The following is a 16,177-nucleotide window of genomic DNA, read 5'->3' on the forward strand; positions in this document are numbered from 1 at the left end:
TGTCACCCATGCATCGGGACTTGCTGTTTGGGGTATTGCAGGCCTGTGCTGGCAGCTTACTTGCGTAGTTCACCAAGCAGAGTTTCCAGCTTGCGCTGATCGGCCATGAACTTGCGGATACCTTCGGCAAGCTTTTCTGTGGCCATGGCATCTTCATTCATGGACCAGCGAAACTCGGGCTCGTCCTGGGGTTCCGGAGCCTGTGTCTCGGCATCGCAGGAGCGTAAGCGTCGCTCAAGTGAGCCTGTTTCCTGTGCCAACTCTTCGAGCAGGGCCGGGGAGATGGTCAGGCGGTCACAGCCGGCCAATGCCTTGATCTCTCCGGTATTCCGGAAACTGGCTCCCATGACGATAGTGGAGTAGCCATGGCCTTTGTAATGGTCATAGATCTGTTTGACGGACTGCACTCCGGGGTCATTGTCGCCGGAGAAGTCCGCGCTGGGATCCTGGGCCTTGTGCCAGTCAAGAATACGGCCAACAAAAGGTGAAATCAGTGTCACACCGGAGTCTGCACAGGCCTGGGCCTGGGCAAAGTTGAACAGAAGCGTCAGGTTGGTACGAATGCCTTCACGCTCCAGCACCTTGGCGGCACGGATACCTTCCCAGGTGGAAGCAATCTTGATCAGGATACGTTCGGCACCGACACCATGTTGCGCATAACGCTCGATGAGCGAATGAGCGCGGGCCAAGGTCGCCTCGCTATTGAAAGAAAGGCGCGCACTGACCTCGGTGGATACATAACCAGGCACCAGTGAGCTGATTTCACTGCCGATTTCCACTGCCACGGCATCCAGGGCATCGTCGATGTCATTGGCACTCTTGGCGATGGCTGCCAGACGGGCACGCCTCTCGTCCTGTTGAGCAGCCTGCAGGATCAGGGACGGATTGGTCGTCGCATCAGTGGGGGAGAAGCGGCGAATGGCATCCAGGTCGCCAGTATCTGCGACAACGGTGGTCATCGCTTTCAATTGTGTCAGCAGGTCTTCTGCCATGGTGACTTTTCCTCCTTGGGTAGCCGGCTTGTTACTCTAGCAAGGTCGCGCTACCGGTGACAGTTGGTTGAGATAGATAAGTCAATGCTGTGTGAACGTTTGTCTGGGGCTTTGTGCATGCTATCGGGAAGCTGTTGCATTTGTGCGAGCAGCTGAAATGGTGCATGGATGAAAATGGCGGATAGATGACGCTGCGGCGGAGGTCGTATCCAGCTGATGGCAGAGAATGATGTTGGTCGGTGATATGGATAAGATGGTGATTGCGCTATTATTTAGCTCTCTACTCATTCCTGCGGAGAACCAGTGACGATCAATGCTCGGCGAGTCGCCCTTCTCGTGGCGGCCAATACTGCCTTGGCTCCTTTTGCCATCGATGCCTATCTTCCCGCCATGTCCGCACTGGCAGAAACGGTTGGCGCCAGTGTCCACCATACAGAACTATCGATCAGTATTTTCCTGTTTGGTTTCGCTATCGGCCAACTGGTATGTGGCCCTCTGTCAGATCGGGTTGGGCGCAAGCCGGTTCTACTCAGTGGATTGGTGGTGTTCGGACTGGCCAGCCTGGCGATCATCAGCGTGGATTCGCTGACGGAGTTGCTTGCCTTGCGTTTCGTACAGGCATTGGGGGGTGGTGCCTGCGTCGTCAATTCGGCTGCCATCGTGCGCGACTGCTTCAGCGGCAGGGAGGCGGCCAAGGTCATGTCGACCATGGCCATGATTCTGATGCTGGCACCGTTGGCGGCCCCTGCCGTCGGCAGTGGCTTGCTGTATCTTGCGGACTGGTGGCTGATCTTCGTGTTTCTGGCCGTCTATGCTGCCTTTCTGCTATGGCTGCTGGGCACCAATCTTCCCGAGACTCGTGCCCCAGACCTGCCCGTGGCCTCGTTGGGGCAGGTGCTGAGGAACTATGCCAGTGTTCTCAGTAGCCGTAGTGCAATGGGGTATATCATGGCAGCGTCCATGTCCTTTGCCGGCATGTTTGCCTTCGTTACCTCATCACCCTTCCTGTACATGGAATACTATGGGCTGACGCCTGCCATCTACCCGGTGGTATTCGGGGCCAATGTCGTATTGATGGCGTCTTCGAATCGTCTGAACATTCATCTGCTGCACCGATACTCGCCCCATCAGATTCTTCATCTTGGTCTTGGAATTCAGTTGTTTGCTGCCATGGCCCTGGTACTGCTGGTTGCCCTGGGGCTAGATACCATCTATACCGTGGTCCCTCTGGTGATGATGTTTCTGGGCGTGATAGGGCTGATCTCTCCGAATGCCATTTCATTATTGCTTGAGCGTTTCCGCCATATGAGCGCTACAGTGGCCGCGGCGCAGGGCTGCATTCAGTTCAGCTGTGGTGCGCTGACAGGGGTGCTTGTCACTGTCTTTGAGGTCGATTCCGCCTGGCCCATGGTCACTGCGATGCTGCTGGCCGCATTGGCTGGCAATCTGGCGCTGCGCGTTCTGGCGGGGCATGCCAATGGGGAGCATGATCAGACAAAGGAATACGGTCAGGTGAAAAGTACTGATGGTTGAAGGTTTACATGTCGTCTGGCATGACTGGTGGCAGTGGACTGGCCTGTCACCTGCTACCTGGCTGTGTGTCGGGCTTGTGCTGGCACTGGGGGCTTGTGTTCAGCGCATTACCGGGTTTGGGTCGGCGGTCGTTGGTGCTCCTCTGATCCTGATGCTGGCACCATCTCTGGTGCCTGTAGTGCTGGTCATCTATGGCTTTCTGCAATCCTGCATCGTGATACGGCGTTACTACCGAGAGGTGGCCGTGACAGATATCAGCGTTGCCCTGATTGGCAAGGTGCCTGGCACGTTGGTTGGGGTGTGGTTGCTGCTGCTGGTGCCCATGGCAACGCTGGAGCTGTTGATTGCAAGCATCGTGCTGTTTGCCGTATTCGTGACGCTGTTTCAGTTCAGGTTGCCGGTCAATCGTGGCTCGATGTTTGCTGGTGGTTTTCTTTCCGGGGTTTTCGGCGCGGTTGCTGCCATTGGTGGGCCGCCCATCGTACTGCTGATGCATGGCATGCCCATGGAGCGCCTGCGCGGCAACCTTGCTGCTTTCTTTCTGATCTCGTCGTTGATGACGTTGACCGCGCTGGCCTTCGCAGGGAAGGTCACCCTATGGCTGGTGCTGATGAGCCTGAGTTTTTTCGCTTTCGTGGTGATGGGGAATGCGCTGGGGGCCGTGCTGGCACCTCGCTTGCCGAGGCGGCTGTTGCAAGGAGTGTCCCTGGGGCTCTGCACCGCTGCCGCCATTGGTCTGCTGCTCAAGTGACGAGAACCAAGCCGCGCCCTTCATATCTATAACGTTGCTCACATCACGTTAACAGTACGGACACAGAAACCGGGAGGACGAAACAGGAACGGGGTTGTCATGAAGTTGTCATCTTTGTGGGGCAATGTGTCCATCGCGAAGGTTGACCACATCCTGAACGAGGAGCCCCCTCCATGAATCGCATTCTCAAGACCACTGCTGTAGCTGCGGCCGTTATGGGCGTAGTTGGCATTGCTGAAGCTCGCGACCAGCTTCGCATCGTCGGTTCCAGTACTGTCTACCCGTTCGCCAGCTATGTTGCCGAGGAGTTCGGGGCTACTACCGACTTCCCGACTCCTGTCATTGAGTCTACCGGTTCCGGCGGCGGTCTGAAGCTGTTCTGTTCCGGTGCAGGTGATGACACTCCCGATATCACCAACGCCTCCCGCCGCATGAAGCCGTCTGAGTTCGAAATCTGTGAGGCCAACGGGGTCACTGATATCACTGAAGCCTTCATTGGCTACGACGGCATCTCCTTTGCTCAGTCCGCCGACAATGAGCCCATGGATGTGACGCGTGAGCAGCTGTTCCTGGCCCTGGCTGCCAAGGTGCCGGTGGATGGCGAGCTGGTCGATAACCCCTACACCAAGTGGAGCGATGTTGACGCCTCTCTGCCGGATCGCAAGATTGCGGTGTATGGTCCGCCCACGACTTCCGGTACTCGCGATGCTTTCGAGGAACTGGTCATGGAGGCCGTTTCCGAAGAAATGTCCGAGTACGGTGGTGAAGGTTACACCGATATCCGTGCTGATGGTGCTTACATCGATGCCGGCGAGAATGACAATCTGATTGTTCAGCGTCTTGCCGAGAACAAGGATGCCTTCGGTATCTTTGGCTACTCCTTCCTGGAAGAGAACAGCGACTCCATCGTTGGCTCCCATGTCGATGGTGTAGAGCCGACTCCGGAAAACATTGGCTCCGGCGAATATCCGGTATCTCGCTCTCTGTACTTCTACATCAAGGACCAGCATGCCGAAGATGTACCGGCCATGTATGAGTACGCCAACATGTTCATGAGCGAGATGATGATCGGTTCTGAAGGTTACCTCCGGGACATCGGTCTGATTCCGGCTCCGGAAGACGTTCAGGCTGAAGCTCGTGCAGCAGTGGAAGGCAAGACGGCTCTGCAGTTGAGCGATCTCAACTAAACATCGGGCCCTCGATGACGCTGGCCGACGTCCTCTGTTGAGGCGTCGGCCGCTCAGGATTCCGGCGAATCGGGCTCGCTCCCCGGCACGATTCGCCGGAATGAAGGAACCCATGCATTCATGTGGATGTGTGCAGAGGTTCTTACAAAATCCGAGAGACATCCATGCAGACTAACCAACTCTTGGCAATGTTCAGCGGCTCGCTGCTGCTGCTGGGTCTCATTGCCTATCTGCTGGGGCGCTCCAAGGCCGCACGAGTGCGTGCCAGTGGAGCTTCCATGTATTCCCAGCCCGACCAATATGCCTGGTTCACTGTCCTGTCGACTGCAGGGCCAGCGCTGGCGGTTGGCGCTGTTGCCTCCATTCTCATGTTGTCATTGGGTGCTGAGGTTTCGCCGCTTTATCTCTTGATCGGCTGCCTGTTGGTGGCCTGTATCGGTCTGGTCGTCGGTATCCAGATGGTGCGCCCCAATTTTCATGCCCGCCAGGCCATCGAAAGTGTCATCCGTTTCATCCTGGCTGGCGCGGCGCTGATTTCCATCTTCACGACTCTGGGTATTCTGGTTTCGATCATCTTTGAGGCGATACGCTTCTTCCAGATGCAAAACTTCTGGGACTTCATCACGGGCACTACCTGGAATCCTGGTGCCAGCTTCCTGGAAGCCGCTGGACGAGCCAAAGAAGGCGCCAGTGCTGCGCAATTCGGATCTGTACCATTGTTTGCCGGCACCTTCATGATCACGTTCATCGCCATGCTTGTGGCGATTCCGGTGGGTCTGTTGGCGGCGATCTACATGGCAGAATTTGCTCCGGCCAGAATTCGCACCATCGCCAAGCCCGTGCTCGAGGTCTTGGCGGGTATTCCTACCGTGGTATATGGCTTTTTCGCCGCTATCACGGTGGCACCTATCATTGTGGGCATTGCCGGTTTCTTTGGTCTTGAAGCCTCGTTCAACAATGCACTGGCTCCTGGCATCGTCATGGGCATCATGATCATTCCGTTCATTTCCTCGCTGTCGGATGACGTCATCAACTCGGTACCGGACAGCATGCGCCAGGGAGCCTTGGCCCTGGGGCTGACCAAGGGCGAAATGATTCGTGACATCGTGGTACCCGCTGCGTTGCCCGGCATCATCTCCGCTTCCCTGCTGGCAGTATCCCGGGCCCTGGGAGAAACCATGATTGTGGTGATGGCGGCAGGCATGCGACCAAACCTCACCGCCAACCCCCTGGAAGACATGACCACCGTCACTGTGCGTATCGTGGCCGCACTGACGGGAGATCAGGAGTTCGCCAGTGCCGAGACCCTGTCGGCATTTGCCCTGGGACTGGTGCTGTTCGTCGTGACGCTGGCACTCAACCTGGTGTCGGTGATGATGATCCGCCGCTTCCGCGAGAAATATCGCGTCAACAACCTTTAAGCGTGGAGCATGCCAATGCCTCAATCTTTCGATGACATCAGTGCTCAGCTCCGCGCCCGCCACCGCAAGTCCGCTCGGCTGAAGTGGATCTCCATGGGGGCGCTGGGCTTGGCTGCGTTATTCCTGGTGCTGTTCTTTGCCGACATGCTGGTCAAGGGCCTGCCGGCCTTTCAACAGGCCCAGATCCAGGTCGAGGTCGATTATTCCGAAGAGACCAGCAAGATGCCGCTGAAAGCCGTGGACAGAGACATGAGTCGTCTCGTCAGCCGTGGCTTTCTGCGCCTGATTCCCGGTCGCATGAAGAACGATCCGGAGCTGCTGGGTACCAGGCAAATGGAGTGGGTGACCGCCACTGCCGAGGTCGATCAATATCTCAAGGGCCATTACTCCCGACTCAAGGATGACCAGAAGGCGATCGTCGATCAGTTGGTGGATGAAGGGCGGGCGGAGTTGCGCTTCAACTCGACTTTCTTCACCAGCGGTGACTCCAAGATGGCGGAACTTTCCGGTATCGCCTCTGCTGCCATGGGTACCGTGTTGACCCTGCTGGTGACGCTGGCTGTGTCATTTCCCATTGGGGTCATGACAGCGGTGTATCTGGAGGAGTTCGCTCCAGACAATCGCTTCACTCAACTGATCGAAATCAACATCAACAACCTGGCGGCGATTCCGTCGATTCTGTTTGGTCTGCTGGGTCTGGCGGTATTCATCGGCTTCTTTGGCATGCCTCGATCTTCACCATTGGTGGGGGGCATGACGTTGGCACTGATGACGCTGCCCGTGATCATTATTTCGACACGTACTGCGCTGCGCAGCGTGCCGGACTCCATTCGCCATGCCGCCTTTGGTGTCGGCTGCTCGCGCTGGCAGATGGTTCGCGATCATGTGTTGCCCATTGCGCTGCCAGGGATCATGACCGGCTCCATCATTGGCCTGGCACAGGCCATGGGAGAAACGGCGCCATTGATCATCGTGGGGATGGTGGCCTTTATTCCTGATGTGTCCGCGTCTCTGAGCGATGCAGCGACGGTGCTGCCAGCGCAGATATTCACCTGGGCTGGTGAACCGGAGAGAGCTTTCATCGAGAAGACTTCCGGCGGCATTCTGGTCCTGCTTGCGGTTCTCATCACGTTGAATGCGACGGCCGTGGTGCTGCGCAAGAAATTCGAGCGTCGTTGGTAACGCTGCCACCAGACAGGATATGTTGTTATGAATATGAAAGTTACTCCGCGTGGAGAGCATGCCATGAAGCAGGATCAACCTGGCCAGCCGGTCACCCGCAACGATGATGCCAACCATGATCTCAGCATTCGCGTGCGTGACCTGGACTTGTGGTATGGAGACTTCCACGCTCTGAAATCCATCAACATGGATCTCTACTCGAAGAATGTCACTGCCTTGATTGGCCCTTCTGGCTGCGGCAAGTCGACTTTCCTGCGCTGCCTGAACCGCATGAACGACCTGATTCCCAGTGTGCGCATCGATGGCCTGGTAGAGATGGATGGGCGCGATGTCAACGAGCCGAAGATGGATGAGGTGGCCCTGCGTCGCCGGGTTGGCATGGTATTTCAGAAGCCCAATCCATTCCCCAAGTCGATCTATGAAAACATCATCTATGCTCCCAAGATGCATGACCTGGTCAGCCGCAAGGCCGATCAGGATGAACTGGTGGAGCGAGCATTGCGCGATGCTGGCTTGTGGGAAGAGGTGAAGGACAAGCTGCACCAGCCCGGGACTTCGTTGTCGGGTGGTCAACAGCAGCGTCTGTGTATTGCGCGGGCCATTGCCGTGCAACCGGATGTCATTCTGATGGATGAGCCGACATCGGCCCTGGACCCGATTTCCACAGCGACCATTGAAGACTTGATGGACAAGCTCAAGAAGCAGTACACCATCATCACCGTGACGCACAACATGCAGCAGGCCGCTCGTGTCGCTGACTACACGGCTTTTTTCCACCTGGGCGAGGTCATCGAGTACAACGATACCAAGACCATGTTCTCGACACCTGCGACCAAGAAAGCGGAAGACTATATCACCGGCCGTTATGGCTGAGGCATTGTCTTCGGGCTGACTCTGCTCATTGGGATAACGCTGATGATGGTGGCATCAGCGTTATCCGGAAGGAACTGAAGAAAAAGGGGTCAGTCAATCAGCTCGACGGCGACAGCGGTCGCTTCACCGCCTCCGATACACAGACTGGCGATACCACGCTTACCGCCTGTCGTGCGTAGCGCGTGGATCAGGGTGGCGATGATGCGAGATCCCGTGGAGCCAATCGGGTGGCCTTGAGCACAGGCCCCGCCAAAGATATTGACCTTGGTGTGCGGGATGGAAAGATCATCCATGGCCATCAGGGTGACCACGGCAAAGGCTTCGTTGATCTCGAACAGGTCTACATCGTCCACTGTCCAACCCAGTGTTTTCATCAACCCATCGATGGCGCCTACCGGGGCAATGGTGAATTCACTGGGATGGCGCGAGTGGGTGTTGTGACCAAGCATGCGAGCCAGGGGGTTGATTCCCAGGCGATCCGCAGCCGCTGCTGAAGCCAGGATCAGTGCCGAGGCGCCATCGGAAATGGAGCTGGCATTGGCGGCCGTGATGGTACCTTCCTTGGCAAAGGCAGGGCGCAGAGAACGGATCTTGTCGAGCTTGGCCTGGAAGGGTTGCTCGTCGTGTTCGACCAGTGTTTCTCCCGCACGACTGCTAACGGTCACAGGAGCCATCTCGGCATTGAGCTGACCAGATTCTGTGGCGGCCATGGCACGTTCCAGAGAGGCGATCGCGAAATCGTCCATGCGCTCCCGGGTGTAGCGACGATCGTCGGCGATGCCCTGGGCGAAACTTCCCATCAACTTGCCGGTTTCAGCATCTTCCAGGCCATCCAGAAACATGTGGTCCTTGAGTTCACCGTGTCCCAGGCGATAGCCACTACGAGCGCGGGTCAATACATGCGGGGCATTGGACATGGATTCCATGCCGCCGGCCAGCATCACTTCACCACTGCCGGCCTTGATCAGGTCATGGGCCAGCATGGCTGCCTTCATGCCGGAGCCACAAAGCTTGTTGATGGTGGTGGCGCCGACGCTATCGGGAATGCCGGCCTGGCGCATGGCCTGTCGGGCTGGCCCCTGCTTGACGCCAGCGGGCAGAACGCAGCCCATGAAACCTTCATTGATGGCTTCTGCAGGAATGCCGGCCCGTTCGATGGCTGCACGAATGGCCACGGCAGCGAGTTCTGGGGCTGGCATGCTGGATAATGAGCCCAGCATGCCGCCCATGGGGGTGCGAGCTGCAGAAAGGAAGACGATATCGGACTGAGTCATGGCGTTTCTCCCGGCATCGGTGAGTTTGTCTTGCTATATATTTGCCTTGCTATATATCAGCAGCAGAATGCTCCCGGATGCCTGTTGTGCTTATGTGTCGTGGTCGTGATTTGTTTGCCGGTAGTGATGTGTCGTGGCGATGTGGCCGAGAAAGCAACCTCTGCTCTTTCAGTCTGGTCCAGCTCGCCGGAATATGCCGCTTGTGCGTCGCAGTTGGCGTTGACCCCAGGGCGTGGCTGTGCTTTTCTCAGTTCAACCAAGCAAGCGCTAGTGTGACTGCAGATGACTGTAATGAATGACTCGCCCCGCCGCAAGGAGCTGACTCGGCTTGCCGGCCAGCTTTTTGTCCAGGAAGGATTTGATCGTACTACGGTGCGTATGTTGGCCCAGGAGATGGGTATCAAGTCAGGCAGCCTGTTCCATCATTTTCGAGACAAGCAAGAGATTCTTGCTGCCGTCATCGAGGAGGGGACCCAAAATGCGCTGACCCAGGCCCGACAGGCACTGGCCAAGTGTTCACCAGAGCCTCAGGCGCGTCTGCATGCGTTGGCCAAGGCGCACCTGGATACTCTGCTCACTGATCGCAACTCCCATGTGGTGGCGCTCTATGAGTGGCGCCGCCTGGATGATGAGGCTCGGGACCACCTGATCCATCTGCGTGATGCCTACGAAACGCTATGGAATGAAGTGATTGCGGATGCCATTGATGCGGGCCTGGTCAAGGGAGAGCTGGCTCTGGTATCTCGCTTTGTTCTTGGTGCATTGAACTGGACCGTGCGCTGGTATGACCCGGATGGTCCACGTGATTCAGGTGAACTGGCCGAGGAACTGGTGGCCATGATTACTCAGGAAAATCCAGCCTGACGCCATTTTCTGCGGCTTTCTCCTTTCTTCTCGTGATACGCGCCTAGACCATAGTCTAGGCGTTTGTGTCTTGTGCCTGTGCTGTTCTGACTCTAGTTTGTACCGAGCGCTTGGTAGGTTTTGTCTTGAGTGTTTGCCTCAAGCATTGTTTGTCCAATAACTTCATACAAGAGTCAGACAGAGGACCAATCATGAGTACATCAGTAAAGCCCATCGACTATGCCGACTATCTTGCTGACTTTCGCATAGAGGATGTTTTTCGGCGCCTTGATGATCATGACGATGGCCTGTTCAATGCTTATGAATCCTGCTGTGGGCGACATCTCCGGGCGGGGCGTGGGGATGTCGAAGCTCTGGTGCATGAGGCTGTGGATGGCAGTGTGAACCGCCTGACGTTTGCTGATCTGGATACGCGTAGTGCACGATTGGCTGGCTGGATGGCCGAGCAAGGGCTGGGCACTGGCGATCGTATTGCCTGTATGCTGCCGCGCTCGCCAGATCTGCTGGTGGCTGTGCTGGCAACCTGGCGTCTGGGGGCAGTGTATCAACCGCTATTCACGGCTTTTGGTCCTGATGCAGTGGCGTATCGCCTGGAACGGGCTAGTACTCGCCTGGTCATCACTGATACGAGCAATCGCCACAAGTTTGCTGATCTCGATAATCTGCCTTCGGTGCTATGTGTTCGAAGTGCGGATGCTGAAGATGACCACCCTGAGGACCTGGATTGGCTGAGTGCCTTGCAGTCTGCCGCCATGGATACTCCGCCGCCACGCTTGTCAGCCGATGCCCCTTTTCTGCAGATGTTTACCTCCGGCACGGTCGGCAAGCCAAAGGGAGTGGCGGTGCCCCTGTCCGCCATGGCGGCATTTGCGCTGTACATGGATCTGGCCGTTGATCTGCGCGAGAACGACCGTTTCTGGAACATGGCGGACCCGGGTTGGGCCTACGGACTTTATTACGCGATTACCGGACCCTTGCTGCTGGGACGGACGACACACTTTTGTGAGGCAGGCTTCAGCGCCGAGGGCGCCAAGGCCTTCATGCAGCGCCACGGCATCACCAATTTTGCTGCGGCCCCCACGGCCTATCGACTGATGAAGGCCTCTGGCCTGTTCGAGGATGCTCATCGTGTTCTATCGCTACGTGCGGCGAGTTCCGCTGGAGAGCCTCTGAATACGGAAGTGGTGAGTTGGGTCGAGTCATCACTGGGCTGCCCGGTGATGGATCATTATGGCCAGACGGAAACTGGCATGACGTGCAACAATCACCATGCACTCGAGCACCCTAAGCACGTCGGCGGCATGGGGGTGCCTATGCCGGGTTACCGGCTGGCGATCCTGGATGCGGAATATAACGAGCTACCGGTGGGGGAGCCCGGAGTGCTGGCAGTGGATATGGCCCGTTCTCCCGCATTCTTCTTTCCGGGCTATACCTGGCAGGAAAAGCATCCATTTGCCGAAGGCTATTACCTGACTGGCGATGTGGTGGTACGCCTGGAAGATGGCACCTTCCAGTTTGCCGGGCGTGATGACGACATCATCACCACGGCGGGGTATCGAGTCGGACCCACGGATGTGGAGAATTCGGTGCTCACGCATCCTGCCGTGGCAGAGTCTGCGGCTGTCGGTCTGCCTGATGATATCCGCGGGGAAATCATCAAGTCCTACGTCGTGCTGCGTGAAGGCTTCGAGCCCAGTGATGAGTTGGCCGAAGAAATACAGCAACGTGTTCGTCAGCGGCTTTCAGCGCATGCCTTCCCTCGGGTCGTTGAATTCGTCGATGCATTGCCGAAGACACCAAGCGGCAAGATCCAGCGTTTCAAGTTACGTGCCGATGCGGCCACTAAATCTCGAGGCAGTGCTGCATAGAGATAGTGCCGCATAGATATCTATCGACAGGAATATGGAGAAGCAACAATGCAAATTCAGGGCTCGACTTTCCTGATCACCGGGGCGGCTTCTGGGCTTGGGGCTGCTACGGCGGAACGTTTGGCCCAGGGTGGGGCCCGAGTGGTGTTGTGTGACCTTAGTGACAAGGTCGAGCAACAGGCGGCAGGCTTGAATGAGAAATACGGTGAGGTAGCCATCGCCGTACACGCAGATGTGACCTCGGCAGAGCAGATGCAGCAGGCCTTCGATAGCGCTGTGGCTCACGGTGGTGAGCGGGGGCTGGGCGGAGTCATTCATTGTGCTGGTGTGGTCAGCGTCGCCAAGCTTCTGGACCGTCAGGGCAATCCGGCGGACCTGGACGCGTATGCCCGTACTGTACAGATCAACCTGGTGGGAACCTTCAATGTCATGCGCCTGGCTGCAGCCGCCATGGCCGGTAACGCTCCAGGGAAGGATAGTGAGCGTGGAGTGATCATCAACACCGCCTCGATTGCGGCCTTCGATGGCCAGGTTGGACAGTGTGCCTATAGTGCTTCTAAGGCAGGGGTGGTGGGGATGAGCCTGCCAGCAGCTCGGGAACTGTCGCGCCATGGGATTCGGGTCATGGCGATTGCGCCCGGTGTATTCGAGACCCCGATGATGAGTGATATTCCCGATGATGCGGTGGCTGCTCTGTCCCAGGCCGTGCCATTTCCCAAACGTCTGGGCAAGGCTGAAGAGTTTGCCAGCCTGGCGGAACAGATCATCACGAACACCATGCTCAATGGTGAAGTGATTCGCCTGGATGGCAGCATTCGCATGCAGTGATCGCCTGCGCGATCGATAGTCAGCCAGGGGCAGGGCGGCGCCTGGCTGATTCCATTCGTATAGGGCGCTCAAGTGGCTTTGTCTTTACACCTTGGTCGAATTCAGTGGTTAAATTTAAAACGAACGCTTGACCTTGGTCATGCTTGAGAGCTACTTTCAAACAATCGTTTGAAAGCGCTTCGTCCCAGTCACTGACTCTGGCGAACCCCGTTATCCAGGAGTATCCCATGCCCGACTATCAGGCTCCGCTGCGTGATCTTCGTTTCGTGATGGACGAGATGTTCGACTACCCGGCCCACTATGCGCGTCTGCCGAATGGAGAAGATGCCGATCCTGATACGGTAGCGGCCATCCTCGAAGAGGGCGCCCGTTTTTCCCGGGAAATTCTCCTGCCATTGAACCAGAGTGGCGACCAGGAAGGCTGCACCTGGGAGGGTGGTGAAGTGAAGGCTCCCAAGGGATTTCGTGAAGCCTACCAGCAGTACGTCGAAGGTGGCTGGCCCGGGTTGTCTGCAGATCCTGAATATGGCGGACAGGGGCTGCCGCCCTCCCTGGCGATGATACTGTCCGAGATGATCTGTGCCTCCAACCTGGCCTGGGGAATGTATCCGGGGCTTTCTCATGGTGCAGCGGATGCTCTGCGGCACCATGGTACCGAGGAGCAGAAGCGCACCTACCTGACCAGACTGATCGAGGGCACCTGGACCGGTACCATGTGCTTGACTGAACCTCATTGCGGGACGGATCTTGGCCTGATCAAGACGCGTGCCGTGCCACAGGATGATGGCAGCTTTGAGATCAGTGGCACCAAGATCTTCATTTCCGCGGGTGAGCATGACCTGGCGGAAAATATCGTGCATCTGGTACTGGCCAAGCTGCCCGATGCACCGCAGGGATCAAAGGGCATTTCCTTGTTTGTGGTGCCCAAGTTCCTGCCGGGCGCCGATGGTGAGGTTGGTGAGCGCAATGGCGTGGTATGCGGTTCCCTGGAACACAAGATGGGCATACATGGCAATGCGACATGCGTGATGAACTTTGATGCAGCCAAGGGGTTCCTGGTCGGTGCTCCGAACAAGGGGTTGGCGTGCATGTTCACCATGATGAACGATGCCCGCATCGGGGTCGGTATCCAGGGACTTGGCCTGATGGAGGCCAGCTTCCAGAATTCCCTGGCCTATGCTCGTGATCGCCTGCAGATGCGTGCACTTTCTGGCCCCAAGGCTTCCGACAAACCGGCTGACCCCATCATCGTGCATCCTGATGTGCGCCGCATGTTGCTAACGCAGAAGGCCTTTGCTGAAGGTGGGCGCATGCTGGTGCTGTATGCGGCACAACTGGTTGATGTTGTTGCCAGTGGAGAGGAAGGGCATGAGCGTGCTGATGAACTGCTTGGTTTCCTGACTCCCATCGTCAAGGCTTTCCTGACGGAGGTCGGCTTTGAGTCCACCAATGAAGGTGTACAGGTATTTGGTGGGCATGGCTTCATCCAGGAGTGGGGAATGGAGCAGCGAGTCAGGGATTCCCGTATCACTCGTCTGTACGAAGGCACAACGGGTATTCAAGCCCTGGATCTATTGGGGCGTAAGGTGCTGATGAGCCAGGGGGAAAGCCTCAAGCTGTTTACCAAGGAAGTTCATAAGTTCTGTCAGGCCGAGGCTGACAACGAAGCGCTCAAGGGCTTCATCGAACCATTGGCCAAGCTCAATGCCGAGTGGGGCGAACTGACCATGAGCATTGGCATGAAGGCCATGGAGGACCGCGAAGAGGTCGGTGCAGCGAGTGTCGATTACCTGATGTATTCCGGGTATGTCACCTTGGCTTACCTGTTCGCCCGGGCTGTGAAGTGCGCTCGACATGCATTATCGGCATCCCCCAGTGACGCTGCTTTCTATCATGCCAAGATCCAGACGGCACAGTTCTATTTCGCGCGTATACTGCCGCGCACTCGGGCTCACGCCATGATGATCCAGGCAGGGGCTGAATCACTGATGGCAGTCAGTGAAGGAGATTTCGGCCTGGGTTTTGAGATCTAGGCTTTTGATCTAAACCAACCTCTCTCGATCCCCGGAAGCTTTTCTCTCAATGCTGGGCTTCCATTTCGCCGACCGTCATGGTCGGCTTTTTTGTGAGGTGGAGGTTGGGGCGGCAGGAGTGCGCATGGAGGAGGCTTGCATGGATGGGGCTTGCATGAGATAGAAAGAAGTCATCCTGATAGCATTGGGCCAGGACACGTCAGTCTGACAGGAGGTTGGGCATGGTATGGCAGGTCAGAGAATCCATCACGTTGCGTCCGTTGTCTCCAGCACACCAGCAGGAGCTGTGGCTCGCCGTGGATGCCAGTCGCGAGCATCTGCGCCCGTGGCTGCCGTGGGTGGATGCAACGCGAGCGCCAGAGGATATTGGTAGCTTCATCCAGGGAGCACAAGGGGAGCATCAGCGAGGAGCTGCCTGGCATTTTGCGATTATCGATGACGGCGAAAAAGAGGGCAATGAAGTGATTGGTGCCTGTGGCTTCAATCGTATTTCTTTACCGCATCGTTGGGCGTCGATTGGCTACTGGCTGCGGCGAGATCGTTGGGGTCAAGGCATCATGTTGGCATGTGTCCGTACGCTGCTGCAGGTGGGCATCAGTGAGCTGAATGTGCATCGCTTGGAAATCCGCTGTGCCGAGGGCAACAAGCGCAGCCGAGCCATTCCTGAGCGTCTAGGGTTTCGCCAGGAAGGCGTGCTGAGGGATTGCGAGTGGGTCAATGACCAGGCCTTGAGTCACGTTGTCTATGGACTGCTGGTTTCCGAGACATCATTTTCTGCGCATCACCATCGTCAGAGGATGGGTAATGGCGTTCAGTAATGTGGAAAGAGAGCAGTTGTTGGCGTTAAAAGGTGTTGGCCCTTTGGTGGTGGCGCGCCTGGAACAGATTGGCATTGACTGCTTTGCTGTCCTGGCGGGATCCGATGTCGAGAAGGTTCTTGCAGACATTTCTGCCATGCTGGGTGTTACGTGCTGGCGCAACAGTCCGCAGGCTCGCGGAGCCATCGAGAGCGCTGTTGCGCTCGCTCGTCAGTCTCGAACACTGGGATAACCCAGTGTCTTGCGCAGGTGCTCGGCGTTGGCCGACACCCATTCCGGGGTGATAGGGCCCCAGTCCTCCACAGTGTAGTGGCCCACGTTATGCCGTTGCCCGGGTTCGGGAATGAAGCGGCAGCAAATGTCCAGTTCTTCCAGTGCCGTCAGGGTGTCCTGGGCGGTGCGCCTTGGCATGCCGGTAGCCGCCATCAGCGTGGGTACGGTATCGATGCCTTGTTCGATCAAGTGGGCAACGTACAAACGACGATAAAAGCTGGTGCGTGTCTTGCTGGGAGATGACATGAATGCTCCATCGAGATGAGGTAATCACATTCCA

The 16,177-nt window shown here is 57.0% G+C and carries 15 protein-coding genes; 12 read left to right on the top strand and 3 right to left on the bottom strand.

Annotated features, from left to right (window positions below; genetic code table 11):
- Positions 1-56 precede the first annotated feature (56 nt).
- Positions 57-992, bottom strand: coding sequence for a transaldolase (gene tal / locus E4T21_RS06930; RefSeq protein ID WP_149284306.1), 936 nt, complete (start codon positions 990-992; stop codon positions 57-59).
- Positions 993-1,295: 303 nt separating this feature from the next.
- Between tal and E4T21_RS06935 the strand changes: the two genes are divergently transcribed.
- From E4T21_RS06935 to pstB, 6 genes are all read left to right on the top strand, one after another.
- Entirely contained in the window at positions 1,296-2,525 is a 1,230-nt protein-coding gene (locus tag E4T21_RS06935; RefSeq protein ID WP_149284307.1) for a multidrug effflux MFS transporter, read from the top strand.
- On the top strand, positions 2,518-3,276 hold the full coding sequence (locus E4T21_RS06940) for a sulfite exporter TauE/SafE family protein (protein WP_149284308.1): 759 nt from the start codon (positions 2,518-2,520) through the stop codon (positions 3,274-3,276). Before E4T21_RS06935 ends, E4T21_RS06940 begins: the two co-directional genes overlap by 8 nt.
- A 173-nt stretch (positions 3,277-3,449) precedes the next feature.
- On the top strand, positions 3,450-4,463 hold the full coding sequence (locus E4T21_RS06945; protein ID WP_149284309.1) for a PstS family phosphate ABC transporter substrate-binding protein: 1,014 nt from the start codon (positions 3,450-3,452) through the stop codon (positions 4,461-4,463).
- Between the two features lie 164 nt (positions 4,464-4,627).
- Positions 4,628-5,884 carry a phosphate ABC transporter permease subunit PstC gene (gene pstC / locus E4T21_RS06950; RefSeq protein WP_149284310.1) on the top strand — a complete coding sequence of 419 codons (1,257 nt, stop codon included), beginning with the start codon at positions 4,628-4,630 and terminating at the stop codon, positions 5,882-5,884.
- A 15-nt stretch (positions 5,885-5,899) separates the two neighbouring features.
- Positions 5,900-7,066 (top strand): phosphate ABC transporter permease PstA, encoded by a 1,167-nt coding sequence (pstA, locus tag E4T21_RS06955; RefSeq protein ID WP_149284311.1) that lies wholly within the window; start codon positions 5,900-5,902, stop codon positions 7,064-7,066.
- Between the two features lie 63 nt (positions 7,067-7,129).
- Entirely contained in the window at positions 7,130-7,939 is an 810-nt protein-coding gene (gene pstB, locus E4T21_RS06960; RefSeq protein WP_187775171.1) for a phosphate ABC transporter ATP-binding protein PstB, read from the top strand.
- An 89-nt stretch (positions 7,940-8,028) separates the two neighbouring features.
- Here pstB and E4T21_RS06965 read toward each other — a convergent pair whose 3' ends face one another.
- A complete protein-coding gene (locus tag E4T21_RS06965; protein ID WP_149284312.1) occupies positions 8,029-9,213 on the bottom strand; it encodes an acetyl-CoA C-acyltransferase in 1,185 nt (394 codons plus the stop codon).
- A 291-nt stretch (positions 9,214-9,504) separates the two neighbouring features.
- Here E4T21_RS06965 and E4T21_RS06970 point away from each other — a divergent pair, with 291 nt between their 5' ends.
- The 6 genes from E4T21_RS06970 to E4T21_RS06995 all read left to right on the top strand — a co-directional run bounded on the left by E4T21_RS06970 (position 9,505) and on the right by E4T21_RS06995 (position 15,856).
- On the top strand, positions 9,505-10,077 hold the full coding sequence (locus E4T21_RS06970; protein ID WP_149284313.1) for a TetR/AcrR family transcriptional regulator: 573 nt from the start codon (positions 9,505-9,507) through the stop codon (positions 10,075-10,077).
- 191 nt (positions 10,078-10,268) lie between these two features.
- Positions 10,269-11,945 carry an AMP-binding protein gene (locus tag E4T21_RS06975; protein ID WP_149284314.1) on the top strand — a complete coding sequence of 559 codons (1,677 nt, stop codon included), beginning with the start codon at positions 10,269-10,271 and terminating at the stop codon, positions 11,943-11,945.
- Positions 11,946-11,993: 48 nt separating this feature from the next.
- Complete coding sequence (locus E4T21_RS06980) at positions 11,994-12,773, top strand: SDR family NAD(P)-dependent oxidoreductase (RefSeq protein WP_149284315.1); 780 nt, start codon at positions 11,994-11,996, stop codon at positions 12,771-12,773.
- Between the two features lie 227 nt (positions 12,774-13,000).
- Positions 13,001-14,806 carry an acyl-CoA dehydrogenase C-terminal domain-containing protein gene (locus tag E4T21_RS06985; RefSeq protein ID WP_149284316.1) on the top strand — a complete coding sequence of 602 codons (1,806 nt, stop codon included), beginning with the start codon at positions 13,001-13,003 and terminating at the stop codon, positions 14,804-14,806.
- A gap of 221 nt (positions 14,807-15,027) precedes the next feature.
- Positions 15,028-15,624 (top strand): GNAT family N-acetyltransferase, encoded by a 597-nt coding sequence (locus E4T21_RS06990; RefSeq protein WP_149284317.1) that lies wholly within the window; start codon positions 15,028-15,030, stop codon positions 15,622-15,624.
- A complete protein-coding gene (locus tag E4T21_RS06995) occupies positions 15,611-15,856 on the top strand; it encodes a helix-hairpin-helix domain-containing protein (protein WP_149284318.1) in 246 nt (81 codons plus the stop codon). Before E4T21_RS06990 ends, E4T21_RS06995 begins: the two co-directional genes overlap by 14 nt.
- Here the strand turns inward: E4T21_RS06995 and E4T21_RS07000 are convergent.
- Positions 15,835-16,143: a winged helix-turn-helix domain-containing protein gene (locus E4T21_RS07000; protein ID WP_149284319.1), complete on the bottom strand. Its 309-nt coding sequence runs from the start codon at positions 16,141-16,143 to the stop codon at positions 15,835-15,837. The two genes, E4T21_RS06995 and E4T21_RS07000, sit on opposite strands and share 22 nt — an antisense overlap.
- Positions 16,144-16,177: the final 34 nt, after the last annotated feature.

The sequence above is a fragment of the Halomonas binhaiensis genome (assembly GCF_008329985.2).
In the GTDB taxonomy this organism is placed as follows: domain Bacteria; phylum Pseudomonadota; class Gammaproteobacteria; order Pseudomonadales; family Halomonadaceae; genus Halomonas; species Halomonas binhaiensis.

Bases quoted from the DNA above. Each gene is read 5' to 3' on its own strand.
- E4T21_RS06965 (WP_149284312.1), bottom strand. From the start codon at position 9,213: ATGACTCAGTCCGATATCGTCTTCCTTTCTGCAGCTCGCACCCCCATG.
- E4T21_RS06980 (WP_149284315.1), top strand. From the start codon at position 11,994: ATGCAAATTCAGGGCTCGACTTTCCTGATCACCGGGGCGGCTTCTGGG.
- E4T21_RS06990 (WP_149284317.1), top strand. From the start codon at position 15,028: ATGGTATGGCAGGTCAGAGAATCCATCACGTTGCGTCCGTTGTCTCCA.
- E4T21_RS06940 (WP_149284308.1), top strand. From the start codon at position 2,518: ATGGTTGAAGGTTTACATGTCGTCTGGCATGACTGGTGGCAGTGGACT.
- pstA (WP_149284311.1), top strand. From the start codon at position 5,900: ATGCCTCAATCTTTCGATGACATCAGTGCTCAGCTCCGCGCCCGCCAC.
- pstC (WP_149284310.1), top strand. From the start codon at position 4,628: ATGCAGACTAACCAACTCTTGGCAATGTTCAGCGGCTCGCTGCTGCTG.
- E4T21_RS06975 (WP_149284314.1), top strand. From the start codon at position 10,269: ATGAGTACATCAGTAAAGCCCATCGACTATGCCGACTATCTTGCTGAC.
- tal (WP_149284306.1), bottom strand. From the start codon at position 992: ATGGCAGAAGACCTGCTGACACAATTGAAAGCGATGACCACCGTTGTC.
- E4T21_RS06970 (WP_149284313.1), top strand. From the start codon at position 9,505: ATGAATGACTCGCCCCGCCGCAAGGAGCTGACTCGGCTTGCCGGCCAG.
- E4T21_RS06995 (WP_149284318.1), top strand. From the start codon at position 15,611: ATGGCGTTCAGTAATGTGGAAAGAGAGCAGTTGTTGGCGTTAAAAGGT.
- pstB (WP_187775171.1), top strand. From the start codon at position 7,130: ATGAAGCAGGATCAACCTGGCCAGCCGGTCACCCGCAACGATGATGCC.
- E4T21_RS06985 (WP_149284316.1), top strand. From the start codon at position 13,001: ATGCCCGACTATCAGGCTCCGCTGCGTGATCTTCGTTTCGTGATGGAC.
- E4T21_RS07000 (WP_149284319.1), bottom strand. From the start codon at position 16,143: ATGTCATCTCCCAGCAAGACACGCACCAGCTTTTATCGTCGTTTGTAC.
- E4T21_RS06945 (WP_149284309.1), top strand. From the start codon at position 3,450: ATGAATCGCATTCTCAAGACCACTGCTGTAGCTGCGGCCGTTATGGGC.